We start from the raw sequence: 24,638 nt of genomic DNA on the forward strand, positions 1-24,638 counted from the left end.
TTATGAGCAAAGCAATCGTTGTAGAAAACCTGTCGAAGAGCTACCTGCTCAAGCATCGTACTCAGGCACCGGCCCAAAAGTCCTTGCGAGAATCCATTGGAAGCGGGCTGGGTTCACTGCTGCGTCCCGGAAGCCGCAAAGGCGCGAGCCAGCAAGAGACCGAGGAAGTGTTCTGGGCACTGCGCGACATCAACTTCGAAGTTGAAGAGGGCGAGCGAGTGGCCATTATTGGCCGCAACGGTGCAGGTAAATCGACGCTGCTCAAGATTCTGTCGCGCGTGGTCAGCCCAACAACCGGCAGCGTGCGGATTCGTGGACGACTAAGCAGTCTGCTGGAAGTGGGCACCGGTTTTCACCCGGAACTGACCGGGCGCGAGAACGTGTATCTGAATGGCGCGCTGCTAGGCATGAGCCAGGCGGAAGTGCGACGCAAGTTTGCCGAGATCGTGGATTTTGCCGAGATCGAGCGCTTCCTCGATACGCCGGTAAAGCGCTATTCCAGCGGCATGTATGTGCGACTGGCATTTGCGGTGTCCGCCTTCCTTGAGCCTGACATCATCGTACTGGACGAGGTACTCGCGGTAGGCGATGCCGCTTTCCAAAAGAAATGCCAGGGCAAGATGCGGCAGCTTGCGGCGGAAGGCCGCACGGTGCTGTTCGTCAGCCACAGCATGGGCGCGGTCAAGGAGATGTGTGATTCAGCGCTGATTCTGGAAGGCGGATGTCTCAATGGCGGCAAGGTTTCGGTCGACGAGGCCGTGCTGTCCTATATGCGCCGGACCGTGAATGCCGAGCATGCTGGTCTGCCGTTCCATACAGACGATGTCGATTGCCTGAATGTGCTGATTCTCCAGAACGGATTCCCGGTGACGGAATGCGATGGCGGCCGGCCCATTGATGTGCGGATCGAGTTCCGTGTGCACAGGCCGATCCAGGCGTTCCGCATGGGCTTCTACCTGAAGACGGTACTGGGCGAGATGATTACGCGCTCGCTGGCTGCGGACTGGAATCCCGAAATGGAATCAGTGATGCCGGGCGAATACGTTCTTCACGCCCAGATTCCGGCTGATTTCCTGGTGGCAGGCAGCTTTGTGCTGGAGGTTCATTCCAGCCAGTTTGGCGTCTGCGACTATTTCGACAACCTGGTGTCCTTCCCGATTTCGGTGCGCCGTTCGTCGAAGTACAACGCGCAGCACCCCATCGAGCAGTCGTTTGGTTATGTGCAGTTGAATCCGGCCTGGCGACTCGAAACCCTGTCCATCGCATGATTGACGTCAAATTGTCGACCTGTGCGCCCGGATGGCCTTGGGCGCGCCAGTTTCCCGGCAATACGCCGACCTGGGGACCTTTCCGCTTTCACATCGATTCCGATATCAAGGATTGCGATGCCTGGGTCGTATTCGAATCGCTCGCAGCTACGGAGCAGGTGAATTGCCCGCCCGATCGGACGATATTCGTTACCGGCGAGCCGGACGAGCTTGGCCACTACGACAGCCAGTTCCTTGCCCAGTTTCACACGGTTCTGACGGGCCGTAAGGACGTAGTGCATCCCCGGATCTTCCGGATGCAGCAGGCACATCCGTGGTTCGTCGAGCGGTCGATGGACGAACTGTTGGCGCTGCCGCCAATGGAGAAAGCCGAGGAAATTTGTGTGATTTCCTCCGACAAGGCTTTCAGCGAAGGTCATCGTGCGCGCCTGCGTTTCGTACAGGCATTGTCCGACGCGCTTGGTCCAAGGCTGCATGTCTACGGACGCGGCATTCGGGACTTCGATTCCAAATGGGATCTCCTGTCACGCTATCGCTATGCCATCGTTCTCGAAAACCAGGAGGGTGATGACTTTCTGACCGAGAAGCTGCCCGATGCCTGGCTCGCGTGGTGCTATCCGTTCTATGCGGGTTGTACGAATGTCGGTCGATATCACGGGGACGATGCGTGGATGCCGATCTCGATGAATGAGCCGGAGCGCGCAGTGCAGGCAATCGTGGATTGCCTGGACAATCCGCAGCATTACTCGGAGCACCTTGCGGCACTGAGTCGTGTTCGACGCCATTACCTCTGGAACACACAGTTCTTCCCGAACCTGGCCATTGTATTGCAGCACGTTTTGGGCACCACGCCGCAATCGTCGCGGGCGCCCACGATAATCAGTCCGATGTCGGAACTGACGAGCAAGGCAACGGAAGAGGCTGCGCGGAAGGCTATGGAGACCGCGCAGACAGAAAGCGGTCCCGAGCTTGGGCGACAAACTGAAAATGCAAACGGAACCAACGTGAAACGCCTGATCGTACGGGCCATGAGATCCGCGGGTTACAGGCTGCAGTACGCAGCAGACCGGGTCGATCCACCGCCGCCGCCGCCGCCCCCACCGCCCCCCGCACCGCCGCCCCTGCCAGCTTCGATAAAAGAGGCTGCCTACCAAAAGTGGGTCGCCGCCGATGGTGATCGAACGCTCCGCGTCGAATATCCATTGTCGAAAGAGTCCATCATATTTGACGTGGGCGGCTTTGAAGGGCAATGGGCAAGCGACATGTACGCGAGGTATCGCTGCCGCATTCATGTTTTCGAGCCGGTTCCCTCATACGCCACGCAGATCGCCGCGCGATTTGCACATAACGATGCGATCCGTCTGCACAGCGTCGGGTTGGGGCGCGCGCCCACGGTGTCACAAATCGCTATCGATGGAGACGCGTCGTCGACGCGGCTGGAAAGCGATGAATCCGTGGAGATTCAGATCGTTACCCCGGAGCAGATCTTTGACGCCGAAGGTGTATCGAACGTTGATCTCATGAAGGTCAATATTGAGGGGGCAGAGTACGACCTGCTCGATCATTTGATCGACACTGGGATGATCAGCCGTATCCGGCGGCTGCAGGTTCATTTTCACGACTTTGTTCCAGATGCGGAGGCGCGTATGCAATCGATTCAGAAGCGCCTGTCGACGACGCATCGAGTGACATATCAGTTCCCGTTCATTTGGGAGAACTGGGTAAGCAAGGAGTTGGCCGAATGATTGTCACTCGAGTGATCGGTGGCCTGGGCAACCAGATGTTTCAGTATGCGGCTGGACGCGCGCTGGCGCATCGCCATGACACGCAACTAAAACTCGACAGCACGGGTTTCGAGACGTATCCCGTGCACAGTTACGGCTTGCATCATTTCGCCTTCAAGGCAGTACCAGCCGGCGAAAAGGAAATTCCAAACGGCCGCGCGGAGACCCGCTGGGCGCGGGCATTGCGCCGTTTTGGCTTTGGTACCGAGCTGAGCGTCTTTCGCGAACGGAGCTTCGCATTCGATCCCGAAGTAATGACCCTGCCCGATGGCATCTACCTGGATGGCTATTGGCAGAGCGAGCGATATTTCGCCGATATCGCGCAGGAGCTGCGTCGTGACTTCGAGATCGTCACCCCGCCGAATGCGGAGAATGCCGCATGGCTTGCGCGCATCCGGAAAGACGAGGGCGCCATTTCGATACACGTGCGTCGTGGCGACTATGTCACCAATGCGTCGGCGAGCGCGGTGCATGGTACTTGCTCACTCGATTATTACGTGCGTGCCGCGGAGTATGTTGCCGGAAAATGCGGGGCAACGCCGACCTTCTACGTGTTTTCCGATGATCCGGACTGGGTCGCCGAGAATCTTCACCTCGGGTACGAAACGGTCTATGTGCGGCATAACGATGCCTCGCGCAATTACGAAGACCTTCGGCTCATGGCGGCCTGTCAGCACCATGTGATCGCCAACAGTACGTTCAGTTGGTGGGGCGCTTGGCTGAATCCGTCCAACAGGAAAATCGTGGTGGCGCCGGCGGCGTGGTTCCGCGACAGCAAGTTCGACACACGCGATCTGTTGCCGTTATCGTGGGTGAAGTTCTGATGGGTGGAGCATCGATGGTGGGCAAGCCGCTGATCAGCGTCGTGATGCCGGCGTATAACGCGCAGGAACACCTCGCGGAGGCGCTGCAAAGCGTTCTGCAGCAGACCTACGCGCATTTCGAGATCATCCTTATCGACGATGGCTCGTCGGATCACACGCTGGAGATCGCGCGCTCGTTCGACGATCCGCGCATCCGGATTGTCGAGAACGAGTCGAACCTCGGGCTGGTCAATACGCTCAACAAGGCGCTCGGTTATTGCAAGGGCGACTACATTGCCCGCATGGATGCCGACGATATCTGCGTGCCGGAGAGATTCCAGCTGCAGATCGATTTTCTTGCTGAGCATCCCGATGTGGGCGTGGTTGGGGGAGCGATTCGCTTCTTCGATAATATTCCGACGCCTTACACGTTTCAGTTTCCGACTTCGCATGAGGACATCCGCGTGGCGTTGATGTTCTATTGTCCCTTGGCTCATCCTGCGCTGATGTTCCGGCGGTCGGTGTACGACGAAGGCAAGTTGAAGTACACGAGCGAATTCCCTCATGCGGAGGACTATTGGCTGTGGAGCCGGTTTACCGTAGAGGTGCGTAGCGCGAATCTACCGGATTTGCTGCTGCACTATCGCCTGCACAAGAAGCAGGTCAGCACCAGCGAATCCAATCATCAGTACCTGGCCTCCCGTTCCGTGCGAGGCTGGATGTTCAGCCAGGTTGGCATCGATCTCACGCAAAGCGATTCGGAACTGCATGAAAGCCTGATTCTGGAACGGTATGACCCGCGTCCCGAATATCTGAATGCCGTGGCAACGTGGTTTCAGAAGCTGGAATCGGCCAATGCGCGTTCCGCTTTTTGGGATGCCGGCGCACTGAACGGTCTGTTGCGTGAGCGATTCCGCAAGGTGCTGAATGAGACCGGGGTTCGTGCGTATCGCCAGTCGGCATCTCATGACGCGCTGGGCTATATGCCGCCGCCAACCTTGGATCCGAAGCCGACGGTGCTCTCGTCGGCTATGGCGTTCAAGCGACGCTGCCGCGTCGCGGTCAAGCGACTATTGGGGCGTGTATGAGCCAAGTGGTCAATGAAATAGGGCAGGGGGATCGTACGTCGCCACGTGACACCGTGTCGCTGATTGTCCGTGCCGTGACGGGGCGGCCTCGTGAAATTACCCGCGCACTGGAGAGCATAGCGCGAACGAGTTACGCCGCTGTCGAAGTTGTGCTGGTCTACCAGGGAACGGATCTCGAATATCTCGCGTTCCTGAAGGGGCTGGAAACACTGTTGCCCGGGATTTCCTACCGCGTCGAGCACAATCCCACGGACGAAGATGAGCGCGCGCGCAATCTCAATCTGGGGATCGCCGCATCCAGTGGTCGCTATTTTGGTTTTCTCGATGACGACGATGCGCTGGAACCGGAGCACATTGCTTGCCTGGTGGAAGCGCTGGTCGGCAGCGGGCGCGCGTGGGCCTATTCTCAGACGGTACTGAAGAAGGAAAACGAACACTACGAAGTGATTCAGGAGTCGAGGCCTTTCGTGCGTAAGAGCTTCTCGCTGAAATCACTGTGGACCGAGAATTTCATTCCCATACACAGCTTCCTGGTGGATCGTTCGCGTTTGCATGTCGAACTGCGAGAGTGTCCTTTCAATGAGAGATTGACCCGTTCGGAAGACTGGGACTTCCTGATCCGATTGGGATTTCATCACGAGCCTGCTTTCGTCGACCGGTTCACGTGCAGCTACTACGTGAGCACGGCGCCGCGGAACAGCAATCTTTCGCTGACGAAACCCAGTGAGCAGACGGAGCAAAGTCTGCGAAACAAGCGCGAATGGGACCGCTCGAAAGAGATTGTCGAAAGCACCAAGGAAGGATTGATGGGGCGTTTCTACTGGGCGCGCGACTATTTTGCTTCGACAGTCGCACAGCCCGTGGTAGCGATACAACCGGCAAGCGGGAGCGTGGCGGGTAACCGCCTGTACCGCCGCATCGTGCGCGGCATCATTCGACGGCTGGAACGGACAGTCTGACGTGAGCAGGGCGATAACTGTCGCCCGGGCACCGTGCAACACACCCTATTGAATTTGGCTGAGGACCCGATGCCTAAAGTCTCAATCTGTATTCCGGCATACAAGCAGGTGGCGTTCCTGCGCCAAACCCTGAAATCGGTAAGTGAGCAACGTTTTACTGATTACGAGCTGATCATTACCGACGATTCTCCCGACGATTCCGTGGAGACGCTGCTGGCCGAATTCGACTTTGGTGGCCGGATGCGCTACGTGCGTAATGCAACGCAGCTTGGTTCCCCAGAAAACTGGAACGCGGCGTTGCGGCTTGCTTCGGGTGACTATCTGAAGATCCTGCATCACGATGATAATTTCACCGATGCCGACGCGCTCGGTGATTTCGTACGGCTGCTCGACGACAACCCTGAAGCCGGATTCGCATTCTGCGCCACATTGATCGTCAACGTGGCCAATGGCACGGAGCGGGTTCATCGGGCTACCGAGAGCCAGATGAGTACCCTGCGTGCGATGCCCGAAATCCTGTTCGCCGGCAATTTCGTCGGTGCACCGAGCACCACGATCTATCGACGTGAATTCGCGCTGGACTACGACGTCCGCATGAAGTGGCTGGTTGACCTGGATTTCTATATTCGCATCCTGCAGCGCGGTACTGGTTTTGCGTTCAGTGCCCGGCCGCTGATTTGTACGCCTACCAACGCGGCGCATCAGGTGACGGAGGTTTGCCGGGATAGTGGCCAGATCGAGCTGTACGAATACTCGATCCTCTTCGACAAGATCGCCAACGCAGTGGCACAGCGCCCCGAGATCAAGGAGCAGTGGTATCGCCTGTTCGAGAAATATGGCATTCGCTCTCGCCGAAGCTTCTTGAAATTTGATGTGGCCCAGCCTGAGCCTGCCGAGTATTTCGCAAAGCTGATCAAGAGTTATCGCCGCCGCCGGTACCTGACGCTGCATGGTCTGGCACGCGTATTCTTTGCAATCTATCCGAAGATGCCGGCGCCGATTCGTGCGCCGATTCGATGGACGAAGAATGGGCTTCTATTTGTATTGGGCCGGCAACGCAAAGTGGCGCGCGTGACCGAGCTGGATGGCGACAAGTAATGTCTGAGCAGAGCAGTCCAATCACGGTGTTGTTGCCGGTTCGTAATGGGCGTCGAACCATTGCGTCGGCCATTGGTTCCATCCTGGATCAGACCTTCGATAATTTCGAGCTGCTGGTGCTCGACGATGGATCGGATGACGATACCGCCGCGATTGTGCGCGGCATGGGCGACGCGCGTATTCGCCTGGTGTCCGATGGTCGTCAGCTTGGTCTTACCTCTCGGCTGAATCAGGGGGTTGATCTCGCGCGCGGCAGATACGTTGCACGGATGGATGCGGACGACCTGAGTTTCCCGGAGCGCCTGATGCGACAGTTCGAGTTCCTCGAACAACATGCGGAAGTGGATCTGGTAGGTTGTCGCGCGGCCGTCTTCAGAAACGACGGCACCGTGGTTGGCATGCTGCCATTTCGCAAAACCCACGAAGCGATTTGCGCACGTCCGTGGCGGGGTATTCCGCTTCCGCATCCCACGTGGATGGGGCGGACGAGTTGGTTTCGCAAACACCGCTATCTGGTGCCAGAAGTAAGGCGGGCCGAAGACCAGGAACTCCTGCTGCGAAGTTGTATTGACAGCCGTTTCGCTTGCCTGGATGAGACGCTGCTGGCCTACCGTCAAGGCACATATAGCGTCGCGTCGACTTTGGTTGCGCGCCGCCATTTGTTATACGCACAACTGCGCACCTTCATTGGGCGTCAGCAATGGGGCAATATTGCGTTGGCGACAGCGTCCAGCGGCGTGAAGATTTTCGTCGACATTCTTGCCGTACTGCCGGGCATGGATAAAGGGCTGGCCTTCCGTCGAGTGGAAGACCCGGTGCCCGTGGAAACTATCCGACGTATCGAGAAAATGCTGGGCAACGCGTCCCGTCAGTAGCGGATGCGAAGGTATGGGACCCTGGAACGGGTGCCTGTCAGGTCTGCTCGGTACGGCGCGCGATAGCTTTTCCCAGTCGGGAGAATACGGCGCCGACGCGGCCCGTTGTGTACCAGCCGAGCATTAACAGCGGCTTGCAGCGCGAGTCCGCGAGCTTCAACGCACGGCGATTTTTCAGCAGGAAGCGCGCAGTGTTATAGAACGCGTAGCTCTCATAGGACAATCTGCCACGTCCGCGAGCGCCACCCGTGGCCCGCGACGGCGGCAGGTTGATCTGCACCGCACGAGGTTCGTACGAAATCCTTGTTCCGCGTGCACGGCAACGCACGAGAAAGTCGGTCTCTTCGCGATAGCAGTTGCCGATGTAACCGGTATCGAAATCGATGGCTTGGGCGACCGCGGTGCGAATCAGGAATGACGCGTGGCAAACCGGCACTTCCACGGGTTGCCGTGCCACCGCTGCGAAATCGAACTGAAGCCGGCTGAGTTGCACGATGTCATCGGCATTGCGCGCGGCTGTGCGCCGGCCCATAACGGCAGCCTCGGTATCCTTGTCGTCGCGCAGATAGAGAGCCGACGCTCCCACGATGTCACTTGCCGTGTCTTCCGCGGTCTGCAGCAGTACGCGCATGGCACCCGGACTCAGCACGGAATCGTCGTCGCCAAAGTACACGTATTCGGTTTGCGCCAATGCCTTGCCTCGATTTTTCGAGGTGGTCTGCTTGCCATTTACTTCATTGCGCAAATACGTGATCCGCGGGTGGCGTTGCATGAGTTGCTGGACAACCTCCGGCGTATTGTCCGGGGAGCAGTCGTCCACGAGGATGAGTTGCGCAACTTCAGGCTGAAGATATGACGGGATGGTCTCCGCCAACAAATGGGCGCGCTTATAGGTCGGGACCACCACGGTCACCCTAGGCTGGCTGTCTGACATGGAACTTGGCGACAAGGTGGACGATAAAGGCGAACACCGCGGCTTTGAACAGCGGCACGATAAAGAACAGTTGGCTCTCGCGCGGTATCAGCAGGAAGAAGGGAAGTGTCGTGGCGAACACGAACAGCCCGAGCGGCGTGGCCTGGGCCAGCCGATAGAGGAGCCGTAGCACGCCGCCAGTGAACACGCCTGCAACAAGTGGTCCGAATACAGGTGAGTAAAGCATCGCCTCGGCCACTGCGGAACCGCCCATGCCTTTCCCGTTCAGGTACATCTTGCTGTCCACGATGAACGACATTCGGTGAGACAAATTCGCGGTTTGTTGCGCGAATTCCAAAGTTTGTCCCACTGCCAGTTCTCCAAACACGCGGTGATAGCCGTCGACGAACAGCGCAAACGTGGAGCGCAGGCCATCTACCACGGGTACGAATGACGTCAGGTTCTTTAGCGTGGAAACGATAAAGATCAGACTGACACCCTGGCCATAGAAGAAGCCGAATACAGTTTCAAGCGGATCCGACGAAGCGGCCGTGGAAACGGACATGCCGATGCGCACGCGACCGATCAGGTCGGCCGTGAGTGCCAGCACAAATACCGCCAGGCCAGCCTTCCACCAGGACACACGAATCCGCTGCGTGGTCACCAGGAGCCAGGTCAGGCCAATCATCTGGGCCATTGGAATACCGCGCGCGCCCTTGAGCATGTCTAGCACGCATAGCAGCAGGCCCAAGGCGCAGGCGGCGAGTGCCGGACGCAGGCGAGGGCGTGACGCCAGGTAGGCAAACACGCAAAAGATCAACCATCCGCCCAGCGCATACGGCACACCGCCGGGACCACCGTACTTGTAGAGCGCCAGGTAGTCTCCAGTGCGCCAGGTATCGATGTTGATGTAGGTCCGGTAGATTGTGAACGGAAAGATGACCATGCCCGCGCGGAGCGCAAACGTGGCGAGGTTGCCGTCGCGGCGTTGCTGAAGATCGCCAAGCCGGCCAGCCGTCAGCACGATGCCGCATAGAAACAGGCAGACGCCGGACAGCGCTTTTGAAACCAGTACTTCGTCCATCGGCCCTACCAGGAACCAGTCTCCATACCGATAATCGGCCCAGCCGAAGAAGTAGGTGATCAGAAAACGGCTCAGCAAAAACAGGGTCGTGGTAGCGCAGATCAGCAGGGTCGGATTGAACCGGCTGGACGTGGCCTGGCCCGCGCGGTGAATGCACAAGAAGAACGTCAGGACGGTCAGCGGTGCTTGCCAGTTGAGCGCGCCCACGGCAGCGCTGATCAGGTTGGCAATCGCAAGCACGAGAATTGCCAGAAACGACAGATTAGGCATCCCGGGCTCCAAGGAATAAAACAAATGCGACTGTGAGCAGGACGAGATTGGCAACGGCATAGGCCACGGCAGCGCCTGCCAGACCGGCCATGCCGGTCAGGAAGTAGGTGGCCAGTACGAAACAGGCTGAAAACGTCAGTTCGAGCGCCCAGGAAATACGGAGATTCCTCTGGTAAATGAAGAACGCTACAAGGGGCATGGCCAGCGCCTTGAACGCGTCGCCAAGCAATTCGATCCATAGCAGGGGAGCAATCCCGCCATACGCGTCGGAATACAGGAGCTGGACGACCATATCGGCGCCTCGCCACAGGACGGCGACGCCGATGACAAAACCGATCGAGACCAGCAGCCCGTAGGCGGGCAGGCGGGCCTTCAGCACCCGATGTGGCGTGCCACTGCGGAATACCTCGGGCAGCAGCACGAAGCTGACAACTGCCTGAGCCATCGCGACGACTGCGTCCGAGATCCGGAACATCCCCTGCCACAGTCCGGCGGCTTCAGGACCCACCTGTGTCGCCACCAACTGACGGACGGCAATGACGGCGGCGGTACCCACTACGGCGGGAGCCAGCGCGATGACCACATATGGTGCCAGCGCGCGGGCCGCCACCATGCCTTCGGATAGTGATCCCTTGCCGGCATGCCAGCGGGTGCGTGTGAAGGCTGCCACCGCCAGCCAGATGATCAGCGTCGCGCCGAATCCTGCAATCAGCGCGTAAATGGCGCTCTGCACCGAGCCTGGTGTGACGAAGATCCAGTAGCTCAGCAGGGCGGCAATGCCGGAGAGCGCCAGCACCATCGCGTTCAGCCGCGAGCGACCCTGTGCCAGCACGCTTGACTGGATCTGCAATGCAAGGCCGGCGAGCAGCCCCAGAATCAGCACTGCGAATGGCCGCAACGCCGAGGCCCCGCCGACGATATCAAGCTGCCGGAAGCCGGCATGCCAGATGGCGATGATTACTGGCACGCCCAGCGCAAACATCATACCGCCGGTCAGCCACTGGTCCCGCGCACGGGCTTCCTGCGACGGCGTGGACAGTCGCGCTACCAAACCTTGCGCGATGCCGCCGTTCGAAAACGTCGTGTAGAGGGTGGCCAGACTGAACACGTTGCCCCACGCGCCGAACGCGACGGGGCCCAGCTGCGTGGACAGGATTTTGTTGGCGGCAAGGCCGCAGAGCAACTTCAGAAGAACGCCCAGTCCCGATATCAGCGCGTTCAATGCCATGGAGGCGACGCCAATGTCTGTTGGGGACTCGAGAAACGGGCGACCAGCCGCGAAGTCATGGCGGTGAACAGATAGCTGGTCAGGAAGAATGCCGAGGTTACCTTGCCGAAGCCTTCCATCGTCCGCATGATGAACCAGACGGAATGCGCGGAGCGGAACTTGTTCGACGAGAACGATCGCTTGCGGACGCGATACCAGGCAAGCGTCTTCGGCAGGCGCTCGCCACGCAGGCCGCCCTTGATCAGGATGGCCCACGCGGCAAAATCCTCGGCGACATGGCCGGGTGGCATGGCGGGGAAAACGCCATTGCCGGCAATCCTGCGCTTGAGCATCACGGCCAGGCAACCGACACCGCGGCGGGCATTATGCGAAAACAGCGTCAGGCGATTTGGGCCGCATATTTTAGATAATGGGCGGCCGCTGCCATCCTCGAACGGAATATAATCGTGATAGCTGAAATCGAGATTCTGGTCGCGCATAAACCGGACCTGTTGCTCGAGTTTGCGCGCATCCCAAATATCATCGGCATCGAGAAACGCGACAAATTCTCCGGTCGCGGCGGCAATACCGACATTACGTGCGCGGGCAGGACCATATGCGACCGGATTTGTGATAATCCGGATGCGCGCATCGGACGAGGCAAGCCCGGCAAGCACGTTAGCCGTCTCGCCATTGGAGCCATCGTCGACCAGAATCCATTCAAAATCGGTCAGACTTTGCTGCAAAATCGAGCTCGCGGTGGCGCCAATATACTTCCCGTCGTTATGGACGGGCGTAACAACGCTAACAAGTCGTTTCTCGCTCGATGTGGTCATTGTGCACGGAGTAGCAGTTCGAACCGCTTAGTCTGCGATGCCTGCGAGTATAAGGCATCGAATGCTGCGGATGCAGCATGCCGTAGTGGCAGGAGATCCCGTGTTTGTAAAATTCTGTGAAGTATGCTTGCCATCTCCGCGGCATTATCCACGACGGAGATTGCCTGCCGATATTGCGCGTCGGCGAGTGCGGCCTCATAGCCAACCGCGGCGTTCGGCATGCAGATCACGGGCAGGCCGAAAGACAGCGCCTCCGCCACCTTGGTTTTCATGCCGCTGCCCCAACTGACCGGTGCGAGGTAGGTCGTGGCCGCGGCAAAGGTTGCGGACATCAGCGCCGGGGAAGGGCTGTCGACGACCGTGAGCTCCGGATAGGACGCGGCCATCTCGGCGGCACGCGCGCCGGCCACGACGAACTCTGCCTGGATGTCGGACTGTGCCTGGAACAGGCGCGCGACTTCGGCGAAGTCGCGCAGAGCGGTCTGGTTCGGTTCGAAGCCGAAATGGGCGGTGAAGAGAATTTTCGGCACCCGCGTTGCCACATCGCCAGCCTGCATGTCGGGTTCGCCACGGGTCAGGGAAATGGGCAATATGCCCGTGCGCGCGGGCGTCCCATAGTGGCTACCGAACAGAGCGCGGTCCGCTTCGGTGATAAAGGTCATGAAGTCGGCCAGATGTCCCGGCGCCTCGGCGCGGCGAATAAGCCATGTATCCAAGGCATTACTTACCTGCCGTAACACATTTCCTTCTTTGTGCTGCCGCTTCAATTCCGCTTCGACATTGTCGCTGAGAATGCCATATGTCTTACCGGGCATCTGGCGCCGCATGTCCGCCATCAGCCTGCCACAGCGGGAGTTGTGAAAAAGCACCACATCCGCCGTCTGCGCGTGGCTGACCAGCGTCGCGCGATGGGTCGCCAGATAGGTGGGGCAAAGGAGGGCACGCGCGGCAATATCCCTCACCGTGTTCTTTTCCAGATAAACCCGCTCGCAGTTTTCGGGAAACGCGAACATTTCCCCATCGCCCATGTCCTTGCTGATGACCGTCAGCTGGCTCACGCCGCGAGCAGCGCAGAGCGCCTGCGCTAGCGAGCGCAGGTAGAGGCCGCCCCCGGACAGTTCCTGGAGCCCATTTGGTGAAATCAGCAGAACCTTCACGGATTCAAGAATGCGGTAGTTGTGCGCGGATCTGATCGCAGAAACGCTCGATGGAAAAGGAGGTTTCGATAAATGCGTGCATGGCGGCTGGGTCGCTGTCATGCCGCAGGCGCTCAAAAATTGAACGCGCATCTCTGAAAAATTCGGCTGGATCCGCCGGAAGTTCGCAGACCCAAGGCACGCCTTGCCTGAGAAAAACGTCGCAGGCGCCCACGCGCGTGCCAAGCACGCTCACGCCAGAGGCCAATGCCTCGAGCGTGACCAGTTCAAAACCCTCAAACAGCGACGGGAACACCATCACGTCGATCTGGTTATAGAACGTCCCCATCTGGTCCGGCGCCAGGCCGGGAACGATGGTGACGCCAGGCAGGTCGCGCAGCGCGGGAGGCACGTCGCTTGTTGTGGCGATCACCAGGCTGATGTCCTGCTGCGTGCCAACCCATCGCGCGATCTCGATCAGGTAGGGCAATCCCTTGCCATACTCGAGGCGGCCCGCGAAACCCAGCCGCACTACGTTGCCGACGAACTTCTGCTGAGGGATAAATAGTGATGCATCGATGCCGTTATGCGCCACGGCACATTTGTTCGCGGGAACGGCATGCAGACCCACGCACAACTCGCGGACGGCCTCGGAGACGCAGACGACGCGCCGGGCGCAGCGCATGGTCATGGCCTCCAGCCCTGCCAGCAAGCGCATCCCCAGGAAGCGCTTGCCCGATCCGGCGAGCGCCCGAATATACCCCGCCGCGGAGCCGTGCACGATTACCGCTTCGGAGGGGTAGAACGGGGTATAGGACGAGTTGGAAATGGTTTGGAACTTGCCGCCCGATAATCGCCGCGCCCAAAGCCACAGCGATGCGGCTATTGGAAACAAAAACTGTGTGAGCCGCTTGCCCCACAAAAACTGTGGTAAAACCTTGGCTTCGTCGACCAGCGTAACCTGGGCGCCGTGGCGGATCAGGTCATCTTGCAACAACTGCACGACGCGCTCGACCCCGCCGGTATTTTTTACTCCGTTACGCGATACAAGAAAAATAGGCAAGAGCATGGATGATACCGATGCGGCGCGTGTGCCGTTGCACAACGCCGAGGGCAGGCCCCTCTATCGGAGCATCATTATGTGAAGTTTAATAGCGGTTGTCGCTGACCCGCGACGCGAGGCGCGAGACGCCGCACATTCTACGCGATTCCTCGTCCCGGCCCTTGCGCCGCTGCTTTCATCTTGATTTTCCATGTTCGAATTCTTCTGGCTACCAGCGATTTCAGCCATGCTGAGCGCGGGCGTTGTACTGATCCTGCGTCCACTGGCAACACGTGGCGGCCTGCTTGACCATCCAGGTGGCAGGAAGCGACACGAAGGATCCACCCCGCTGGTGGGCGGTATCGCAATTCTGATCGCGCTGTGGATTTCCAGCGCGATGTTTGTGCGTGGCTATGACCACTACACCGCGCTATACATCGGCCTGACGTTGATGACGGTGGTCGGCATGTTCGACGACCTCAACGGCATTTCGCCACTCAGCAAGCTGGCCTTCCAGTTCTTCGCCGCCATCCTGATGACGTCTTGGGGCGAGGTCTACCTGCATTCGCTTGGCGATCTGCTGAACAAGCGTGATGTCGTCCTCTACGCGTGGGGCATTCCGCTGACGTTGCTGGCGACGTTGTCCGTCGTCAACGCGATCAACATGACCGATGGCATGGATGGCCTGGCCGGCGGTCTGTCATTCATTGTGTTCGGATGGTTCGCATGGCTGGCGCAAGACATCGGCAATCCGGGGGCTTTCCGTATTTGCCTGCTGATGTGCGGTGCGATTGCCGGCTTCCTGCTGTTCAACATGCCCAGCCCGTTGCGCCGGCGCCTGGTTTTCCTGGGCGACGCGGGCAGCTTGCTGCTGGGGTACGGCATCAGCTGGTTCTCGGTCGAGTTGTCGCAGAAGGAATATAACGCTGGCGCTCACGTGCCACCGGCCGTGATGCTGTGGGTGGTGGGCCTGATCCTGGCCGACCTGCTGGCCGTCGTCCTGCGCCGGGCCATTCAGGGCCGGAATCCGCTGTCGGCCGACCGCACCCACCTGCATCATCTTCTGCTGCGAATGGGGTTTAGCACCAAGCAGACCGTGTGGTTCCTGCTGCTGGGGAATTTCCTGCTCGGCCTGGCGGGCGTGGTGGCCTGGAAAATGGGCGTGCCGGAATCGATCATGTTTGCTACGTTCCTGCTGCTTACCGGGATTCACCTGCTGGTAATGCAGCGCGCCTGGGTCGTGATCCGCTGGGTGCGGCGCATCCGGTCGAAATAAGCCGCCCGTCGCCAGCCTCACGCTGGCCGCGTCACATCGGCGAACAGCCGCTCCCACTGGATGACGATCCTGTCAGCCGCATGACCCTGCGCAGTCAGCCGCCCGCCTTCGGCCAGGGTGGCCTGCAGGGCATGGTCGGCCATGACGCGCAGCAACCCTTGCGCCAGCGCGTCCGGCGAGTCCGTTGCCACGCCGATGGCATTCACACTATCCTCGATCAGTGCACGTGGTCCGGTATCGCAGACCGTGGAGACCACCGGCAGCCCATGCGACATGGCTTCCAGCAGCACCAGCCCGAATCCTTCGTAGCGCGAGCTCAGGCAGAAGATCCCCGCATTGCTGTACGCGCGTTCGATATCGGCGCGTGTGCCGGGCATCGATATCGAATCGGTAATACCGAGCTGCGCTGACAGCGATTCCAGCGTCGCGCGCTCCGGGCCTTCACCGACGATTTCCAGCCGCCAGCCGGGGGCATGCGGAGCGACCCGGCTCCACGCCTGTAGCAACAGGTCGAATCCCTTGGCAGGAGTCAGGCGTCCCACCGCGAGTACGGTACGTGCCTGGCGTGGGGCGGCCTCGCGCGGAAACTCGAAGGGCAGCGGATTGGGAATGACGCGGATATCGAAAGGGTGCCGTATCGCGGCTTGCCAGAGGGCTTGATCGGCGGCCGTCAGGACGACGACGGCGGCAGCCGTGCGCGCGGCCAGGCGTCGCGCCACGCGTCGCGCGGGCTTGCCCAGATCTTCGCCGAAATGGCAGTGCTCCCACGCAATCCGGCGCACGCGCGTGCCGGCCAACGCGGGTAACGTGAACAACGTCAGCATGGGATCGACTTCCACCAGGATATTGATCCCATGCTGCGCCATGTAGCGCCGAATGCGGCGGATGGTAGTCAGATACTGCCGCCGGAACGATGGCCGCGACTCGAAGAGCGCGTGATGGGTCAGCGACGGATGCAACGCAAAGCACGACTGGCGATCAGCCAGGCTGACGATGTGCACCGGGTAGCCCCGTTCGGCCAGCGCATTGGCAACGACGGCCGTCATGCGCTCCGCCCCGGCAAATGCGTTCATGGTGCCCGTCAGGAAGCAGACGGTGGGCTTCATGGTCATGTCCGTGTCTTGTACGCGTGCCGCCACATGACGATGCCGGCCACCACAGTCAGCGCGCTGGACACGGCATAGCCAAGGATGGCGCCACGCGCGCCCAACTGTGGAATGGCCATGAAGTCTATGGCGGCAGTCACCGCGCAGGCCATCCCCCATTTCACGGCGATCCAGCGGGGTTTGCGCAGATAGGCCGCCAGAATCGTGAATCCCACGTCGGCGAAGACCAGGGGCGAGACAAGAATGCACAACCGCAGCAACGCGATGGCATCCGCAAACGCCGCGCCATACAGGATATGCACGATCCACGGGGCGAGCGCCGCCAGCACCGCGGCCCCGCAGGCCCCCACCACGAACAGAAAGGCAGCCAGCTTCAGCACGTTGCGGATGCCGGTGGCGCGGTCGGCATTCGCGTACACATAGAGCGGGGCGATGCCGCTTGCGAGAATGCCGGCCAGCGCTGTGAAGTTGTCAACGATCTGCACCGTGGCCGCATAGGCCGCGAATTCTTCCGATCCTACGTGGGGGTGCAAGATCAGCTGGTCGATGCGCCGGGCCGCCATCATCAGCATGAAGCTGACCCAGAACAGCGATCCGTCGCGCAACAGCTGGCCAGTCAGCGCGCGTTCATGTCGCACTGGTTGCGTGGGCATGAACCGGCGGTAGAGCAGGCAAAGCAGGACGGCTGCCAGTGCCGGTTCCAGAGCGAACGCGACCGCGTATGGGCCGGCCGACTGCACTCCCCTTACCGCAAGCGTGCCCACCAGGCCCACCTTGAGCGCCAGCGTCACGACGTTGATCAGTACGCCAGGGCGGATCTGGGCGCGTGCCTGCATCCATGCAATGACGACGCCGAACGGCTCGCGCAGCAAGATGGGAAAGCCAAGGACCAGGGCCAGCCACCAGATGTGCATGGGCTGGCCGGTGACCAGCAGGATGCCGGCGACCAGCACGTAGCCGCCCATCGCGGCCGCAAACCGCAGCCGGAATACATGTGACAGCAAACGGTGCTGGGCCACCGCGTCGGGTAGTGCAACGAGACGGGGAACGACTACCTCGCCACCGCAGATCAGTGCCACGGATGCGCAGATGAAAACCAGGGACTGCGCATACTGGAACGCGGCAAAGCCGTCGGTGCCCAGTGCGCGAGCCAGCATGGCCACTACGCCGACGCCCGCAAGTACCTGCGTACATCGGTCCAGCAGCATCCAGCCGACATTGCCCGCTATGCGCCGGCGCATGGATATGCGCGCCCCGGCTGCCCCGCCGTCGAATCGCTGAGCTCGTGGTAGAGGGCCAGCCAGCGATCCGCAGCGGCCGCGATACCGAAATGCGTGATGATCCGTTCGCGGCCGATCCTGCGTTGATCGCTCGCTCGGTCCTCCGTCGTCAGCGCAACGTGCATCGCGCGGGCGAGGGCGCCGATATCGTCGACGGGCACCATCACGCCGAGGTCACCCAACAGCTCCGCCACGCCAGGCGCGGCGGTGGATACCACGGGACATTGGCAGGCCAGCGCCTCGCCAAGCACGAGGGGCATGCCTTCGACGCGCGAGGACAGCACGAAGAGATCCGCCGCGTTCAGCAGTGCCGGAATATCGTGGCGCGTGCCGAGCAGCGCGACCTGGTTACCCAGCTTGTGATGGGCGATCCTGGCTTGCAGTGCCGGCCGCTGCGGGCCGTCGCCGGCGATCAGCAGGCGCGCTGGTGCGGAACGATCCATCTGCTGAAAGGCGTCGATCAGCGCAACCTGCGCCTTTTCCGCCGCCAGACGTCCGATATTGAGGACCAGGCGCGTGTCGGCGCCAATGCCAAGCTGCGCGCGGGTACGCTCGCGGAGATCGGCATCGGGTTGGAATTTGTTCGTATCGATGCCGTTGTACATCACACGCACGCGATCGCTCGTCACCGCGCCGGCACGGATCATCTCGGCGCAGCTGGTCTCGCTGACCTGCGTAGTGACAGTGCACCAGCGATTCGTGAGTCGATACAGCGTCATCCGCAGGCGGCCACCTTCGGAGAAGCTGTGCGCGGCACAGATCAGCGGGGGAAGGCTGGCCACGCGCGAGAGCACGCGCGCAAACATGTTGGCGTGGAACATGTGCGAGTTCACGATGTCCGGCCGCCACTGGCTGGCAACGCGTCGGGCCGCCGCAAGCGCCTGCGCCATCGAGGCCGGGGTCTTGCGCATGTCCAGCATCAGCCGTTCCACGCCATCCGGCATCGGTACTTCGCAATCCGGCGTGAGGCTGATCAAGGCCACGCGGTTGCCGCGCGCGAGGAATTCGCGTGCCAGCGCGGCCACCTGCTGTTCGGCCCCGCCCATGCGCAGACCGGTGGTGATCAGGAGAATACGCAGGGGCCTGTCAGCGCAGGGCAATGCGTGTGTGTTCAACGTGCACCGTAGCCGGTAAGGAGGGTCCGCAGGGTCTTCATCGCGATCAGCAGATCCAGTGCGAACGAGCAGTGCTTCACGTAGTACAGGTCGTAGCTCAGCTTGGTGACGGTTTCCTCATGGGTACCCACGTAGCCCTGCTGAACCTGTGCCCATCCCGACAGGCCGGGACGTACCAGATGCCGATAGGGATAGTAGGGAATACTGTGCGAGAACTGGTCCACCATCGGAACCTGCTCCGGGCGCGGCCCGATCAGACTCATATCACCCTTGAGTACGTTCCAGAGCTGTGGAATTTCATCCAGGCGGTACTTGCGGATGATGCGGCCCACGCGCGTGACACGCGGGTCCTGCTTCGTGGCGAACTGGGCGGGGGCGTCGGCCTCGGTGGTCATACTGCGGAACTTCAGCATCACGAACGGACGACCGAACAGACCCACCCGCGCCTGCCGGAACACGGCCGGCCCGGTGGATTCAATCCGCACCGCCAGCGCAACGAACACGCTCAGCGGCAGGGCCACGGGCGCAAGGCACAGCGCGGCAAGGATATCGAGCAGGCGCTTGAAGTACCCGTAGAAGTAGTGCTTGGCATAGTCGTCCAGGAAGTTTTCGTCGATATGCGCCAGGCCGACGCGGCCAGTCAGCATTTCTCCGATGCGCTCGACCGAGTACATCCGGACATGGGTCAGCTTCAGTTGCGACAGCGAGCGGGTGCGCTCGGGGTCGGCCGTGGCATTGCGGTCCACGATCAGCGCGTCGCAGCCGGTGGCCTCTTTTAGCGAGTGGATCTGCTCGATGTGGTGCGCGCTGGGCGCAGTCGCGCCGGGCATGCTCAGGATGGTCTCGAGCTGGGCAAGCGCGGCCGGGTCGAAGTATCCGAACACCGGCACATAGTTGCGGACAAACAGGCGATATCCGAACCACGCCCAGGCCAGCGTGCCGAAATAGCTCAGCAGCAACGCCACGCGCGAGTATTCCACCCGGAGGATGGCAAACGCCAGCAGCATGGCAACGAACGAAAGGGTGACCGATAGCCCCACCACGCTATTGCCTTCGGCGGCGGGCAGGTGCAACGACCGGAGCGTCAAGGCGAAAGCGCACACGTAGGCGGCGCCGGACCATAGCAGCGTGCCGGTGAACAGCCCCGTGACCAGGCCAGTTTTCTGGCGCAAGACTTCCACGGCAAATGTGAACAGGCCCAGCAAGACCAGGCCGAGCAGCGACCAACCGACCATCCGGCTGGCACGCCGGATGACTTCGGATCCGCGGGCGCGCACGGCTGGTGTCGAGCGGGGAATACTATTGGTTTTCGTCATTCGCGGTTTTAGCCATACGTCCGCCGTCCATCCAGGTTGCCATTGACCAGGGTCACCGATATGCAGGCTGCCAATTAGTTGGCAGGGGGCGCTGTCACGACAGGCCTACAGGTATGATGGCTAAAGGCGGCTGGGCGGCGGTGCATAATTGGGCGCAATTTGGGCGCGGAACATGACCGTGCCGGCCATCGAGGCCGGGAATCGGGCTTTTTGTTGCGGCGCCCGATTATAACTGCGCCACTGGCGGGACATTCCAAGAATGTGCGCCAAAGTGCGGCATGGCGCCAGCAAACGACACGGCTGGGTGGGGCTTGGCCTCGGCTGGTGGTTACCGTGACCTCACAATCCGGCACAATGCTGCCCTGTTATCGAAACTGCACTGGTTCACCGTCCGTGGTGAACCCGCGTTCAATCAACGGAATGCTCATGCAAATTGAACCCTCCATCTTCAAGGCCTATGACATCCGCGGCATCGTCGGCAAGACGCTGACCCCGGAAGTGGCCCGTTACATCGGCCTTTCCTTCGGATCGGCTGCCGTTGAACTTGGCGAGAAAGCCGTTGTGGTGGGCCGCGATGGCCGCCTGTCCGGCCCCGATTTGCTGGGTGGACTGGTCGAAGGCCTGCGGGCCGCCGGCCTCGATGTGATCGATCTCGGCATGGTTGCCACGCCGATGGTGTATTTCGGCACCAATATCGAACTGGACGGCCATCGCGCCACGTCCGGCATCATGGTCACGGGCAGCCACAATCCGCCCGACTACAACGGTTTCAAGATGGTCCTGGCTGGCAAGGCCATCTATGGGGACCAGATTCAGGCCCTGCGCCAACGCATCGACGCCGGCAACTTCACGAAGGGCGGCGGCAGCTACAAGCTCGTGGACGTCCGTCAGCAATACCTCGATCGCATCCTTGGCGACGTCAAGCTGGCGCGCCCGATGAAGATCGCGCTCGACGCCGGCAACGGCGTGGCTGGCGCGTTCGTCGGCGACCTGTTCCGTGGGCTTGGTTGCGAAGTCGTCGAACTGTTCTGCGACGTGGACGGCCATTTCCCGAACCACCATCCGGACCCCGCGCATGTGGAAAACCTGCAGGACCTGATGAAGTGCCTGCGCGAAACCGACTGCGAGCTGGGCCTGGCGTTTGACGGCGATGGCGATCGTCTGGGCGTGGTGACCAAGGATGGCGAGGTCATCTTCCCGGACCGCCAGCTGATGCTGTTTGCCGAAGAAATTCTGTCGCGCAACCCCGGCCAGCAGGTCATCTACGACGTGAAATGCACGGGCAAGCTGGCACCGTGGATCCGCGAGCATGGCGGCGAGCCGCTGATGTGGAAGACCGGCCATTCGCTGGTCAAGGCCAAGCTCAAGGAAACGGGTGCGCCGATCGCCGGCGAGATGAGCGGCCACGTGTTCTTCAAGGACCGCTGGTACGGCTTTGACGATGGCCTGTACACGGGCGCGCGGCTGCTGGAAATCCTCTCGCGCCACGCCGACCCGAGCGCCGTGCTGAACGCGCTGCCGAACTCCACCTGCACGCCCGAGTTGCAGCTGAAGGTGGCTGAAGGCGAAGCATTCACGCTGCTCGACAAGATCCGCGCGAATGCAAAGTTCGAGGGCGCAAGGGAAGTGATCACGATCGATGGCGTGCGTGTCGAGTATCCCGATGGCTTTGGCCTGGCTCGTCCGTCGAACACCACGCCCGTCGTGGTGATGCGCTTCGAGGCCGACAACGATGCCGCACTGGCGCGCATCCAGGCCGAGTTCAAGCGCGTGATCCTCGCAGAAAAGCCGGATGCAAAGCTCCCGTTCTGAAACCGCGCAGCCATCTGCCGTGACACCACCGCAGCCCCAGGCGGCGGTGGCGTCGTTTGCCATGCCGGCGCGGCCGCGCATCCTGATCGTCAAGGTGTCGTCGCTGGGCGATGTCGTGCACAACATGCCGTTGGTGCATGACCTGCGCGCGCGCTGGCCCGATGCCGAGATCGACTGGGTGGTGGAAGAAGGCTACGTCGACCTGGTGAAGCTGCTGCCCGAAGTGCGCCGCGTGATTCCGTTTGCACTGCGCCGCTGGCGCAAACGCTTCTGGCAGGGTGAAACGTGGGCCGAGGTGGGCGCGCTGCGCGCGGCCATCCGGGAACAGGCCTACGATGCCGTGCTGGAAACGCAGGGCCTGCTCAAGACGGCCATCGTCGCGCGCACGGCAGCGCGTACCGTGAATGCACCGGTGATCGGCCTGGGCAATGCCACGCAAGGCTCGGGTTACGAGCCCGCGGCGCGGCTGTTCTATACGAATCCTGTCAAGGTGCCACGCCAGACGCATTCCGTGCAACGCTCGCGGCTGCTGGGCGCGGCGCTGACTGGCATGACGCCACCGGAGCCGCCGCGATTCTTCGGCCCCGCGGCCAACACGTTGCACGTGGACGATCCGCTCTGGGCCGGTCTGCCCGAACGATTTGCGGTGTGCTTCCATGCCACGGCCGGCGCAAAAAAGCGCTGGCCGGTCGAGAGCTGGCATGCACTGGGCCAGAAGCTCCACGCGGAAGGGCTGAGCGTGCTGCTGCCGTGGGGCAGCGAATCCGAAAAGCGCGATGCCCAGGCGCTGGCCGCGGGCATGCCTGGGGCGCAGGTGCTGCCGCGCTTCTCGGTCATGCAGGGTTTCGGACTGATCAACCGGGCCGAGATTGTGATCGGCGTCGATACAGGCCTGGTCCATATCGCGGCCGCGCTGTGCAAGCCGACCGTCGAGATCTATACGGCCACGTGGCGCTGGAAGACCGAGGGCTACTGGTCGGATCGCATCGCCAATGTGGGCGACGACGGCATCGTGCCCAACGTCGATGAAGTCTATGCCGCCGCACGGCGCGTGCGCGGAGTCAGCATCTGATGCTTCGAATCATTTATACCTTGCTGTGGCTGGTGATCCTGCCACTGGCGCTGCTGCGCCTTGCCTGGCGGTCGCGCAAGGAGCCGGGCTACATCCAGCACGTGAGCGAGCGCCTGGGGCAATATGGCGATCTGCCGTCCGATGGCCCCTGGCTGTGGGTGCATGCGGTATCCGTGGGCGAAACGCGCGCCGCGCAACCGTTGATCGACGCCTTGCTGGCCGCCTATCCGCAACATCGGCTGCTGCTCACGCATATGACGCCGACCGGCCGCCAGACCGGCGCGCAACTCTACGGCGCTAATCCGCGCGTGCAGCAGTGCTATCTGCCGTATGACGTGCCGTACATGGTGCGTCGTTTTCTGTCGCACTTCCGCCCCGACGCTGGCTTGATCATGGAAACGGAGGTGTGGCCGAATCTCGTCCATGTGACGCGGCGCGCGGGCGTGCCGCTGTTCCTGGTCAATGCGCGCCTGTCGCCGCGCAGCTATCGGCGTACCGCGCGTTTCGGCGGGGCAGCGGCGGCGCTGTACAACGATTTCACGATGGTGCTTGCACAGACCCCCGGCGATGCGGAGCGCTACCGCGCGCTCGGCGTGAAGGCGGTGCAGATCACCGGCAACCTGAAGTTCGACATGCAGCCGCCGGAAGCGGGCATGGCGCGTGGCGAGCTGCTGCGGCGTGCGTTTGGCGGCGGGCAGGTGCTGGCCGCGGCCAGCACGCGCGAGGGCGAGGAACCGCTGATCCTGGAGGCGTTCTCGCGCTGGCCAGGTGCCGTGCGTCCCGCGTTGCTGCTGGTGCCGCGACATCCGCAACGGTTTGAAGAGGTTGCCGCGATGGCGACGCGTGCCGGATTCACGGTGCAGCGCCGCAGCGCGCTGGACATCGAACAGATGGCTGCACCGATCACCGCCGACATCGTGCTTGGCGATTCGATGGGCGAGATGGCGATGTACTACGCGGCTTCGGACATGGCCTATATCGGCGGGAGCCTGATCCCGCTTGGCGGCCAGAACCTGATCGAAGCCTGCGCGGTGGGCACGCCCGTGCTGATGGGGCTGCATACGTTCAACTTCGCCCAGGCCACGGAAGACGCTATCGCAGCAGGTGCTTGCCTGCGCGTGGCTAATGCCGATGAATTGATGGCGGCGGCGGCGGGCGTGCTGGACGATGAAAAGCGGCTGGCTGAGATGCGCGCCAATGCGCTGACGTTTGCGGGCCTGCATCGCGGTGCGACGGCCCGGACACTCGGCGCGCTCGCGCCAGTGTTGCGCTGACATACAAATCGTTTTCCGGCGGCT

At 61.3% G+C, this 24,638-nt stretch carries 21 protein-coding genes; 11 read left to right on the top strand and 10 right to left on the bottom strand.

Annotated elements, in window-relative coordinates; genetic code table 11:
• Positions 1–2: 2 nt before the first annotated feature.
• Genes AC3FLX_RS03860 through AC3FLX_RS03890 form a run of 7 tightly spaced genes read left to right on the top strand, consistent with a single transcriptional unit; the run spans position 3 to position 7,875 of the window.
• Positions 3–1,268 (top strand): ABC transporter ATP-binding protein, encoded by a 1,266-nt coding sequence (locus AC3FLX_RS03860; protein ID WP_488694038.1) that lies wholly within the window; start codon positions 3–5, stop codon positions 1,266–1,268.
• Positions 1,265–3,013, top strand: coding sequence for an FkbM family methyltransferase (locus tag AC3FLX_RS03865; RefSeq protein ID WP_488694040.1), 1,749 nt, complete (start codon positions 1,265–1,267; stop codon positions 3,011–3,013). Before AC3FLX_RS03860 ends, AC3FLX_RS03865 begins: the two co-directional genes overlap by 4 nt.
• An 11-nt stretch (positions 3,014–3,024) precedes the next feature.
• Positions 3,025–3,876, top strand: coding sequence for an alpha-1,2-fucosyltransferase (locus AC3FLX_RS03870; RefSeq protein ID WP_488694041.1), 852 nt, complete (start codon positions 3,025–3,027; stop codon positions 3,874–3,876).
• 17 nt (positions 3,877–3,893) lie between these two features.
• Positions 3,894–4,943, top strand: coding sequence for a glycosyltransferase family 2 protein (locus AC3FLX_RS03875; protein ID WP_488694042.1), 1,050 nt, complete (start codon positions 3,894–3,896; stop codon positions 4,941–4,943).
• Positions 4,940–5,902 carry a glycosyltransferase family 2 protein gene (locus AC3FLX_RS03880; protein WP_488694044.1) on the top strand — a complete coding sequence of 321 codons (963 nt, stop codon included), beginning with the start codon at positions 4,940–4,942 and terminating at the stop codon, positions 5,900–5,902. Before AC3FLX_RS03875 ends, AC3FLX_RS03880 begins: the two co-directional genes overlap by 4 nt.
• A 33-nt stretch (positions 5,903–5,935) precedes the next feature.
• Entirely contained in the window at positions 5,936–7,000 is a 1,065-nt protein-coding gene (locus AC3FLX_RS03885) for a glycosyltransferase family 2 protein (RefSeq protein WP_488694046.1), read from the top strand.
• Positions 7,000–7,875, top strand: coding sequence for a glycosyltransferase family 2 protein (locus AC3FLX_RS03890; RefSeq protein WP_488694048.1), 876 nt, complete (start codon positions 7,000–7,002; stop codon positions 7,873–7,875). The genes AC3FLX_RS03885 and AC3FLX_RS03890 overlap by 1 nt, the downstream gene beginning before the upstream one ends.
• A gap of 37 nt (positions 7,876–7,912) precedes the next feature.
• Here the strand turns inward: AC3FLX_RS03890 and AC3FLX_RS03895 are convergent, their stop codons facing one another.
• From AC3FLX_RS03895 to AC3FLX_RS03920, 6 genes are read right to left on the bottom strand one after another with little or no spacing between them, the layout of a single operon-like run.
• Complete coding sequence (locus AC3FLX_RS03895) at positions 7,913–8,809, bottom strand: glycosyltransferase family 2 protein (RefSeq protein ID WP_488694050.1); 897 nt, start codon at positions 8,807–8,809, stop codon at positions 7,913–7,915.
• Positions 8,790–10,142, bottom strand: coding sequence for an O-antigen polysaccharide polymerase Wzy (gene wzy, locus AC3FLX_RS03900; protein ID WP_488694051.1), 1,353 nt, complete (start codon positions 10,140–10,142; stop codon positions 8,790–8,792). Before wzy ends, AC3FLX_RS03895 begins: the two co-directional genes overlap by 20 nt.
• Complete coding sequence (locus tag AC3FLX_RS03905; RefSeq protein WP_488694052.1) at positions 10,135–11,370, bottom strand: MATE family efflux transporter; 1,236 nt, start codon at positions 11,368–11,370, stop codon at positions 10,135–10,137. Before AC3FLX_RS03905 ends, wzy begins: the two co-directional genes overlap by 8 nt.
• Entirely contained in the window at positions 11,361–12,185 is an 825-nt protein-coding gene (locus AC3FLX_RS03910; RefSeq protein ID WP_488694054.1) for a glycosyltransferase family 2 protein, read from the bottom strand. Before AC3FLX_RS03910 ends, AC3FLX_RS03905 begins: the two co-directional genes overlap by 10 nt.
• Positions 12,182–13,444: a glycosyltransferase gene (locus AC3FLX_RS03915; RefSeq protein WP_488694056.1), complete on the bottom strand. Its 1,263-nt coding sequence runs from the start codon at positions 13,442–13,444 to the stop codon at positions 12,182–12,184. The genes AC3FLX_RS03910 and AC3FLX_RS03915 overlap by 4 nt, the downstream gene beginning before the upstream one ends.
• A complete protein-coding gene (locus AC3FLX_RS03920) occupies positions 13,347–14,390 on the bottom strand; it encodes a glycosyltransferase family 4 protein (RefSeq protein ID WP_488694058.1) in 1,044 nt (347 codons plus the stop codon). The genes AC3FLX_RS03915 and AC3FLX_RS03920 overlap by 98 nt, the downstream gene beginning before the upstream one ends.
• Before the next feature lie 184 nt (positions 14,391–14,574).
• Between AC3FLX_RS03920 and AC3FLX_RS03925 the strand changes: the two genes are divergently transcribed.
• Positions 14,575–15,639: an MraY family glycosyltransferase gene (locus tag AC3FLX_RS03925; protein ID WP_488694060.1), complete on the top strand. Its 1,065-nt coding sequence runs from the start codon at positions 14,575–14,577 to the stop codon at positions 15,637–15,639.
• Between the two features lie 17 nt (positions 15,640–15,656).
• On the opposite strand, the gene AC3FLX_RS03930 is transcribed toward AC3FLX_RS03925, so the two are convergent.
• From AC3FLX_RS03930 to AC3FLX_RS03945, 4 genes are all read right to left on the bottom strand, one after another.
• On the bottom strand, positions 15,657–16,745 hold the full coding sequence (locus AC3FLX_RS03930; protein ID WP_488694061.1) for a glycosyltransferase family 4 protein: 1,089 nt from the start codon (positions 16,743–16,745) through the stop codon (positions 15,657–15,659).
• A 2-nt stretch (positions 16,746–16,747) separates the two neighbouring features.
• On the bottom strand, positions 16,748–17,986 hold the full coding sequence (locus AC3FLX_RS03935) for a lipopolysaccharide biosynthesis protein (RefSeq protein ID WP_488694063.1): 1,239 nt from the start codon (positions 17,984–17,986) through the stop codon (positions 16,748–16,750).
• A complete protein-coding gene (locus tag AC3FLX_RS03940) occupies positions 17,971–19,071 on the bottom strand; it encodes a glycosyltransferase (RefSeq protein ID WP_488694064.1) in 1,101 nt (366 codons plus the stop codon). The genes AC3FLX_RS03935 and AC3FLX_RS03940 overlap by 16 nt, the downstream gene beginning before the upstream one ends.
• 65 nt (positions 19,072–19,136) lie before the next feature.
• Positions 19,137–20,456, bottom strand: a complete 1,320-nt coding sequence (locus tag AC3FLX_RS03945; protein WP_488694066.1) for a sugar transferase — start codon at positions 20,454–20,456, stop codon at positions 19,137–19,139.
• A gap of 426 nt (positions 20,457–20,882) precedes the next feature.
• On the opposite strand from AC3FLX_RS03945, the gene AC3FLX_RS03950 reads away from it, so the two are divergent.
• The 3 genes from AC3FLX_RS03950 to waaA are packed head-to-tail and all read left to right on the top strand — an operon-like array spanning position 20,883 to position 24,614.
• Positions 20,883–22,268: a phosphomannomutase/phosphoglucomutase gene (locus AC3FLX_RS03950; protein ID WP_488694068.1), complete on the top strand. Its 1,386-nt coding sequence runs from the start codon at positions 20,883–20,885 to the stop codon at positions 22,266–22,268.
• Positions 22,249–23,340, top strand: coding sequence for a lipopolysaccharide heptosyltransferase I (gene waaC / locus AC3FLX_RS03955; RefSeq protein WP_488694070.1), 1,092 nt, complete (start codon positions 22,249–22,251; stop codon positions 23,338–23,340). Before AC3FLX_RS03950 ends, waaC begins: the two co-directional genes overlap by 20 nt.
• Positions 23,340–24,614: a lipid IV(A) 3-deoxy-D-manno-octulosonic acid transferase gene (gene waaA, locus AC3FLX_RS03960; protein WP_488694071.1), complete on the top strand. Its 1,275-nt coding sequence runs from the start codon at positions 23,340–23,342 to the stop codon at positions 24,612–24,614. The genes waaC and waaA overlap by 1 nt, the downstream gene beginning before the upstream one ends.
• Positions 24,615–24,638 lie beyond the last annotated feature (24 nt).

The sequence above is a fragment of the Cupriavidus sp. 291-E7 genome (assembly GCF_057798835.1).